This is a genomic window from Acinetobacter sp. YH12151 (assembly GCF_013418355.1).
GTDB classification, from domain to species: domain Bacteria; phylum Pseudomonadota; class Gammaproteobacteria; order Pseudomonadales; family Moraxellaceae; genus Acinetobacter; species Acinetobacter pseudolwoffii.
On record NZ_VPCG01000017.1, the window covers coordinates 57,574 to 65,673 of the forward strand.

Here is an 8,100-nt window from a genome sequence, read left to right on the forward strand (position 1 = left end):
TTTTTTTTACAGGATTTGTAAATGACCAGTATCCAACAACGCGCAGCACTGCAACGCCAAATCTGGCAGATCGCCAACGATGTCCGTGGCGCAGTTGATGGCTGGGACTTTAAACAATATGTCTTGGGAACGTTGTTTTATCGCTTTATTAGTGAAAATTTTGCTAGTTATATCGAAGGCGGTGACGACAGCATCAAATACGCCGAACTTTCTGACCAAATCATTACTACAGATATTAAAGACGATGCGATTAAAACCAAGGGTTACTTTATTTACCCGAGCCAATTGTTCGTCAATATTGCCAAAAATGCAAATAACAACGAGAGTCTAAATACTGACTTAGCTGCCATCTTTGCAGCCATTGAAAGTTCAGCCAATGGCTATCCATCGGAGCAGGACATTAAAGGTCTATTTGCCGACTTTGATACCACTAGTAACCGTTTAGGCAATACCGTTAAGGATAAAAACATCCGTTTGGCTGCTGTGCTCAAGGGTGTGGCTGGACTGGATTTTGGCGACTTTAATGCCAGCCATATAGATCTGTTCGGCGATGCCTACGAGTTTCTCATCTCTAACTACGCCGCGAATGCGGGCAAATCAGGTGGTGAGTTTTTTACCCCGCAGCATGTGTCCAAGCTAATTGCACAGCTGGCTATGCATAAACAAACCAGCGTCAATAAAATTTATGACCCTGCTTGTGGTTCAGGCTCGTTGCTTTTGCAAGCCAAAAAGCACTTTGATGCACACATTATTGAAGATGGTTTTTTTGGACAAGAGATCAACCACACTACCTATAACTTAGCTCGCATGAACATGTTTTTACATAACATTAATTACGATAAGTTTAATATCCAACTGGGTGATACCTTACGTAATCCTCACTTTGGTGATGACAAACCTTTTGATGCGATTGTCTCCAACCCCCCATATTCGGTGAAGTGGATTGGTTTGGATGACCCAACCTTAATCAATGATGAACGCTTTGCTCCAGCAGGCGTGCTCGCTCCCAAATCTAAAGCCGACTTTGCCTTTGTGCTGCATGCCTTAAGTTATTTATCTGCTAAGGGGCGAGCGGCGATTGTGTGCTTTCCTGGTATTTTTTATCGAGGTGGTGCTGAGCAGAAAATTCGCCAGTATTTGGTAGATAACAATTATGTCGAAACGGTGATTTCACTTGCGCCTAATTTATTTTATGGCACAACCATTGCAGTGAATATTTTGGTACTGTCTAAACATAAAACAGATACTACAACCCAGTTTATTGATGCCAGCCAGTTATTCAAAAAAGAAATTAATAACAATATTCTTACTGATCAACACATCGAAAAAATCATGCAGATATTTGACAACAAAGCGAATATCGATCACTTTGCACAGTCAGTATATGTCGAGAAGGTGGTTGCCAATGACTACAACCTATCGGTTAGTAGTTACGTTGAAGCCAAAGACACGCATGAACAGGTAGATATTGCTCAGCTTAATGCCGAATTGAAAACCACCGTGGCAAGGATTGATCAGCTTCGTAAAGAGATTGATGTGATTGTGGTGGAGATTGAAGGTGAGGACGTAGCATGAGCAGTACGAATTTTATGGGCAAGCTGTTAGATGGCGTTGAAGTTGAATGGAAATCCATTTCAGACGTATTCCATCTAAAAAATGGCTATACGCCATCAAAATCTAGTAAGGAATATTGGACGGACGGTACTATCCCTTGGTTCAGGATGGATGACATTCGTGAGAACGGCCAAATACTAGGCGATTCGTTTCAGAAAGTTTCATCTAGTGCAGTAAAAGGTGGAAAATTATTTCCTGCCAATTCAATTATAATTTCAACATCTGCAACGATTGGTGAGCATGCCCTAATTACCGTTCCGCATTTGGCTAATCAAAGATTTACTTGTCTGTCTTTACAGTCATCCTACATTGATAGTTTTAATATTAAATTCATTTTTTACTATTTTTTTCTGTTGGCAGGTTGGTGCAAGAAAAACACAACAATGTCAAGCTTTGCCTCTGTAGATATGGATGGTTTTAGAAAATTCCAAATCCCCATCCTATGCCCAGAAAATCCAAAAAAATCACTTGAGATTCAAGCCGAAATTGTACGGATTTTGGATGCATTTACTGACATGACCTCCGAGTTGATCTCCGAGCTGACCTCTGAACTGACCATGAGAAAAAAACAATACAACTACTATCGAGATCAGTTGTTTAGTTTTGAAGACGATGAGATTGAGTGGAAGACGTTGGAGGAGGTTGCTAATTTTTCTAATGGGAAAGGGCATGAAAAAGACATTACAAAAGATGGTGAGTATATTGTTGTAAACTCAAAGTTTATATCTACAGATGGACAAGTTGCCAAATATTCAAACAAGCAAATCTGTCCACTTTTTATCAATGATATTTTATTAGTAATGAGCGACCTACCAAACGGTAAGGCACTTTCAAAAACTTTCATTGTTGATGTAGATGATAGATATACATTGAATCAGCGAATTGGTGGAATTAGTGTTAAAAACAAAAATGAATTGCTCCCAAAGTTTTTGTACTATTTCTTAAATCGTAATCCACAGTTAATAAAGTACGATAACGGTGTTGATCAAACAAATTTACGCAAAGACCAAATATTAGGCGTTCAAATTCCTATTCTGTCCCTCACTGAACAAAAACGTATTGTTTCTATTCTCGATAAATTCGATGTTTTAATTAACTCTATTAGCAAAGGCTTGCCTCGTGAAATTGAATTACGCCAAAAGCAGTACGAGTATTACCGTGATTTGCTGTTGAGTTTTCCTAAATCAGAAGAGATAGAGGCATAACATGAGCAAGACGCTAACGGAAATAGCTCAGCAGCTAAAAGATGTCCAAAAGAAAGTACAGCTGATCTATGCCTTTAATGGCACAGGTAAAACACGCCTTTCACGAGAGTTCAAGCAGCTGATTTCTACAAAAAGTGCAGATGGTGAAGAAACCGAGCTTTCACGTAATAAAATTTTGTACTACAACGCCTTTACCGAAGACTTATTCTATTGGGATAACGATTTAGAAGAAGATGCTGAACCAAAACTGAAAATTCAGCCAAACTCCTTTACGGACTGGATTTTAAGAGATCGGGGTCAAGATAGGAATATCATTGATAATTTTCAGCGTTATACGGATGACAAGCTTTCGCCAATCTTTATTGAGGAAGATAAAACAATAGATAGAGATGGAAGACGTGTTGTAACCAAGACCTTTCCTGAAGTGGTATTTTCGTTTGAACGCGGAACGGAACGAACAGGAAATGTGAAAATTTCCAAGGGTGAGGAAAGCAACTTCGTCTGGAGTGTTTTTTATACATTATTGGAGGAGGTAACTTCCATTTTGGATGAGCCTGATCCTTCGAAACGCGATGATAATCAGTTTGATAACTTAGAGTATGTGTTTATTGATGATCCTGTGAGTTCGTTGGATGATAATCATCTGATTGACCTAGCAGTCGATCTGGCGGTTTTAGTTAAGTCGAGCAAATCTAATATTAAATTTGTTATTACAACACACAGTCCACTCTTTTATAACGTTTTATGTAATGAGCTGAGCAACAAATCTTATGAAAAGCAACCCGATGAAACATATAAGCTAATATTTAACCCTAATAAAGAATTTAAGAAGCATAGATTAGAAAAGAAGGCTGATGGACTATTCCAGATAATAGAGCAGCCAACCGACTCACCATTTTCATATCATCTGTTGCTCTTATCTGAACTGCAGAGTGCCATTAAGAGTGGTCAAATTAGAAAGTACCACTTTAATTTTCTGAGGAACATATTGGAAAAAATGGCAACATTCTTGGGTTATAACTATTGGCCTGCTCTTTTACCTAAAACTGACGATGGGAAGCCTGATCCATTCGCAAATAGAATTCTCAATTTATCCAGTCATTCTGCCCATGCGGGTGAAGAAATCTCAGACATTGTAGATACAGACAAGGAAAAACTGGATGATTTAGTGGAATATTTGATTGAAACCTATGGTTTCAGAAAGCAGGAAGAACAACATGGTTGATAACATCAAGCCTATCGCAGAATCAAATAACTTCATCGTTTTGGATAAATATAGTAAGGAATGGCAAGCTACTGATAGTTACCAAAGTGAAGGCGATTTGGAGCGAGAGTTTATTCAGGACTTGGTCAATCAAGGCTATGAATACCTACCTGCTTTAAACAACTCTAAAGCCATGCTGGTGAATGTACGTGAGCAATTGCAAGTATTAAATAACACGCATTTCTCAGACGGCGAATGGTTACGCTTTGTTGAAACCTATTTGGATAGACCGAGCGACAATATTATTGATAAAACTCGCAAAATTCACGATGACTATATCCATGATTTTGTCTTTGACGATGGGCGTATTCAAAACATATATCTTTTAGATAAAAAGAACATTAGCCGTAATAAAGTGCAGGTGATTAAACAGTTTGAGCAAAAAGGCAGTCATGCCAACCGTTACGATGTCACCATTTTGGTCAATGGCTTGCCTTTGGTGCAGATTGAGCTAAAAAAACGCGGCATCGCCATTCGTGAAGCCTTTAATCAAGTGCACCGTTACAGCAAAGAAAGTTTTAATAGCGAAAACTCGCTCTATAAATATTTACAGCTGTTTGTCATTTCCAATGGAACAGATTGTCGCTACTTTGCCAATACGACGACACGTAATAAAAACAGCTTCGACTTCACCATGAACTGGGCCAAGGCCGATAATAGCCTAATCAAAGACCTGAAAGACTTCACGGCTACTTTTTTCCAAAAAAATACCTTGCTGAATGTGCTGCTGCATTACTCCGTATTTGATGTCAGCGATACCTTGTTGGTGATGCGTCCTTATCAGATTGCTGCTACCGAGCGCATCTTGTGGAAAATCAACAGCGCTTATCAGGCCAAAAACTGGAGCAATAGCGAAAGTGGTGGTTTTATTTGGCACACCACAGGTTCTGGTAAGACCTTGACCAGTTTTAAAGCGGCACGTTTAGCAACTGAGCTGGATTTTATTGAGAAGGTTTTTTTTGTGGTAGACCGTAAAGATCTTGACTATCAGACCATGAAAGAATACCAACGCTTTTCGCCCGATAGTGTCAATGGTTCAGATAGCACCGCAGGTTTAAAACGCAACTTGGATAAAGATGATAATAAAATCATTGTCACCACCATCCAAAAACTCAATAACCTGATGAAAAGTGATGCTGCCTTGCTCATTTATAACAAGCAAGTAGTATTTATTTTTGATGAATGTCATCGCAGCCAGTTTGGTGAAGCACAGAAAAATCTGAAGAAGAAGTTTAAAAAGTACTATCAGTTTGGCTTTACGGGTACGCCTATTTTTCCGCAAAATGCCCTGAGTGCTGAAACCACTGCCAGCGTATTTGGCCGTGAGTTGCATTCTTATGTCATCACCGATGCGATTCGTGATGAGAAAGTGCTGAAGTTTAAAGTGGACTACAACGATGTACGTCCACAGTTTAAAACCATCGAAACCGAACAGGACGAGAAAAAACTCAGTGCAGCGGAAAACAAACAAGCCTTATTGCATCCTGACCGTATTCGTGAGATTAGCCAGTACATCCTGAATAATTTCCGCCAGAAAACTCACCGCTTGCAAGCGAGTAGTAAGGGCTTTAATGCCATGTTTGCCGTCAGTAGTGTAGAAGCTGCCAAGCTGTATTATGAGTCACTCAACAACCTGCAAAAAAACAGTGACAAGCCCTTAAAGATTGCCACTATTTTTTCCTTTGCAGCCAATGAGGAGCAAGATGCCGTAGGCGATATTCAGGATGAAAGTTTTGATATCACAGCCATGAACAGCAGCGCAAAAGAGTTTTTAAATGCGGCAATTGCTGACTACAACACATTGTTTAAAACCAATTTTAGTGTTGATAGTAAGGGTTTTCAAAATTATTACCGTGATCTTGCCAAGCAAGTCAAAGCCAAAGAAATCGATTTGCTGATCGTGGTAGGGATGTTCCTGACCGGATTCGATGCCCCTACGCTGAACACCTTATTTGTAGATAAAAATCTGCGCTATCACGGTTTAATGCAGGCCTATTCGCGTACCAATCGTATTTATGATGCCACCAAAACATTCGGCAATATTGTTACTTTCCGTGATTTAGAGCAAGCGACCGTCGATGCGATTACCTTATTTGGTGATAAAAATACCAAGAATGTGGTACTAGAAAAAAGCTACAAGGAGTATATGGAAGGCTTCACCGATGTGGTGACTGGTGACGCACGGCGCGGCTTTGTGGACGTTGTGAAAGAATTGGAACAGCGCTTTCCTAACCCCGATGAAATTTTTAAAGAATCAGATAAAAAAGCCTTTACTAAATTATTTGGCGAATACTTGCGTGTAGAAAATGTGTTGCAAAACTACGATGAATACACCAGCCTAAAAGCCTTGCAAAGTGTGGATATGAATGACCTTACAGCAGTCGAAGCATTCAAGACCCAACATTACTTAAGCGATGAGGATCTGTCAGCCCTGCAAACCATTCAGATGCCAGCTGAACGAAGAATCCAAGATTACCGTTCCACTTATAATGATATTCGTGATTGGTTACGTCGGGAAAAATCGGCTGAACAAAAAGAAAAATCGACCATTGATTGGGATGATGTGGTCTTTGAAGTAGACTTGCTGAAATCACAAGAAATCAATCTGGATTACATTCTAGAGCTGATTTTTGAGAACAATAAAAAGGTAAAAGATAAGGCCACGTTAGTTGAGGATGTGCGCCGAGTGATCCGTGCTAACCTAGGCAACCGTGCCAAAGAAAGCCTGCTGGTCGATTTTATTAACCAAACAGACCTAGATCAGATTGGTGATAAGGCTAGCGTGATTGATACCTTCTTCACCTTTGCTCAAGCAGAACAACAGCGTGAAGTACAAGAATTGATAGGTGCCGAGAACCTGAATGAGGATGCGGCGAGACGCTATATTGCGACTTCGCTGAAACGGGAGTTTGCCAGTGATAATGGCACTGAGCTCAATGCTATTCTGCCTAAAATGAGCCCATTAAATCCACAATACCTAACCAAAAAGCAGAGCATTTTTCAAAAAATTGCAGCGTTCGTTGAAAAGTTTAAAGGTGTGGGTGGAAAGATTTAGTATGAAATAGCAAAGCATTGATTACGTGATTTTACGCGAGTTTTGTCATTTTGTTGAGCGTAAACATAGCGAGCGTTTTTATTAGATGAGGATGTAGCTCATGCTAGATTGATCTATCCACATGCAGCCAATAGTCAGTGCCATAAAGGGAAATTTTTAACCTACTTAGTCCTGGTGCAATACTTGACTGAATTAAGTCATCATAAATAACCTGAAAGCCGAAGCTTTCAGGTTTTAAACGATATATTTTAATCGTTTTCTGATGCCGAGATGAAATTGGGATTAGATATCATTTGAACCTTACGTTCAATTTTCAGCGTTAGTTGATTATTGTATCGAAGCCAAAAATCAGTACCCACCAAATGCGCTTTTAAGGCGGTCAAACGTTGCCCTGTATGCAGTTGATTGATATTGTAGAAATTGGTTTCCTGTTCTTGAAACAGTGGCGCAATACCAGCATTCATTGAAGGAAAGCTGCCTAATCCAATATTCTCGGCGGGTGTATCAATGAAGTGTGGCTCTAGGTCTTTGTAAAGTTGAGTTTCATTAGATTTAATCCAATCTGAGGAATCTTTTTTCACAAAGAAAATCAACCGAAGTGTGTGATTTAGATCAATATCAAACTCACGTTTGGATAGTACGCCAATAACACCGTTGTGCCTGGAATTACGCATAACCAGGGCGAATTCAAACATGAGGTGCGACAGTTTGAAAAGTCTTATGATAATCAACAAGCTGAGCAAATTTCTCTAATGGTGTAAGCCAATCTAACGCTTTTCTAGGACGAGTATTCAGTGACATGGCAACTTGATTTAAATAATGCTGATCTGCCTGATTTAAATCAATCCCTTTAGGTAAATATTGCCTAATTAAACCATTCATATTTTCGCATGTGCCTTTTTGCCAGGGTGAATGTGGGTCACAGAAATATACATCTATGCCTAAATCTTCTTCAAGTATTT

Annotated in this window: 7 protein-coding genes; 5 read left to right on the forward strand and 2 right to left on the reverse strand. The window is 39.5% G+C overall.

Going from position 1 to position 8,100, the window contains the following annotated elements:
• Positions 1 to 21: 21 nt before the first annotated feature.
• Genes FTU82_RS08345 through FTU82_RS16410 form a run of 5 tightly spaced genes read left to right on the forward strand, consistent with a single transcriptional unit; the run spans position 22 to position 7,223 of the window.
• A complete protein-coding gene (locus FTU82_RS08345; RefSeq protein ID WP_180101237.1) occupies positions 22 to 1,575 on the forward strand; it encodes a type I restriction-modification system subunit M in 1,554 nt (517 codons plus the stop codon).
• Positions 1,572 to 2,819, forward strand: coding sequence for a restriction endonuclease subunit S (locus tag FTU82_RS08350; RefSeq protein ID WP_171545033.1), 1,248 nt, complete (start codon positions 1,572 to 1,574; stop codon positions 2,817 to 2,819). The genes FTU82_RS08345 and FTU82_RS08350 overlap by 4 nt, the downstream gene beginning before the upstream one ends.
• Position 2,820: 1 nt before the next feature.
• Positions 2,821 to 4,044 carry an AAA family ATPase gene (locus tag FTU82_RS08355; protein WP_180101238.1) on the forward strand — a complete coding sequence of 408 codons (1,224 nt, stop codon included), beginning with the start codon at positions 2,821 to 2,823 and terminating at the stop codon, positions 4,042 to 4,044.
• Positions 4,037 to 7,138 (forward strand): HsdR family type I site-specific deoxyribonuclease, encoded by a 3,102-nt coding sequence (locus FTU82_RS08360; protein ID WP_171545035.1) that lies wholly within the window; start codon positions 4,037 to 4,039, stop codon positions 7,136 to 7,138. Before FTU82_RS08355 ends, FTU82_RS08360 begins: the two co-directional genes overlap by 8 nt.
• A 16-nt stretch (positions 7,139 to 7,154) precedes the next feature.
• Positions 7,155 to 7,223, forward strand: a complete 69-nt coding sequence (locus tag FTU82_RS16410) for a YgjP-like metallopeptidase domain-containing protein (RefSeq protein WP_171545041.1) — start codon at positions 7,155 to 7,157, stop codon at positions 7,221 to 7,223.
• A gap of 163 nt (positions 7,224 to 7,386) precedes the next feature.
• On the opposite strand, the gene FTU82_RS16170 is transcribed toward FTU82_RS16410, so the two are convergent.
• Both FTU82_RS16170 and FTU82_RS08375 read right to left on the reverse strand, forming a co-directional pair.
• Complete coding sequence (locus tag FTU82_RS16170; RefSeq protein WP_257221944.1) at positions 7,387 to 7,833, reverse strand: hypothetical protein; 447 nt, start codon at positions 7,831 to 7,833, stop codon at positions 7,387 to 7,389.
• Positions 7,826 to 8,100 (reverse strand): IS30 family transposase (locus FTU82_RS08375; protein ID WP_031978746.1); only part of this gene is annotated, 275 nt, incomplete at its 5' end. The genes FTU82_RS16170 and FTU82_RS08375, both read right to left, overlap by 8 nt.

Excerpts from the sequence above, each read along its gene's own strand:
- FTU82_RS08345 (WP_180101237.1), top strand. The coding sequence starts at position 22 with ATGACCAGTATCCAACAACGCGCAGCACTGCAACGCCAAATCTGGCAG.
- FTU82_RS08350 (WP_171545033.1), top strand. The coding sequence starts at position 1,572 with ATGAGCAGTACGAATTTTATGGGCAAGCTGTTAGATGGCGTTGAAGTT.
- FTU82_RS08355 (WP_180101238.1), top strand. The coding sequence starts at position 2,821 with ATGAGCAAGACGCTAACGGAAATAGCTCAGCAGCTAAAAGATGTCCAA.
- FTU82_RS08360 (WP_171545035.1), top strand. The coding sequence starts at position 4,037 with ATGGTTGATAACATCAAGCCTATCGCAGAATCAAATAACTTCATCGTT.
- FTU82_RS16170 (WP_257221944.1), bottom strand. The coding sequence starts at position 7,833 with ATGTTTGAATTCGCCCTGGTTATGCGTAATTCCAGGCACAACGGTGTT.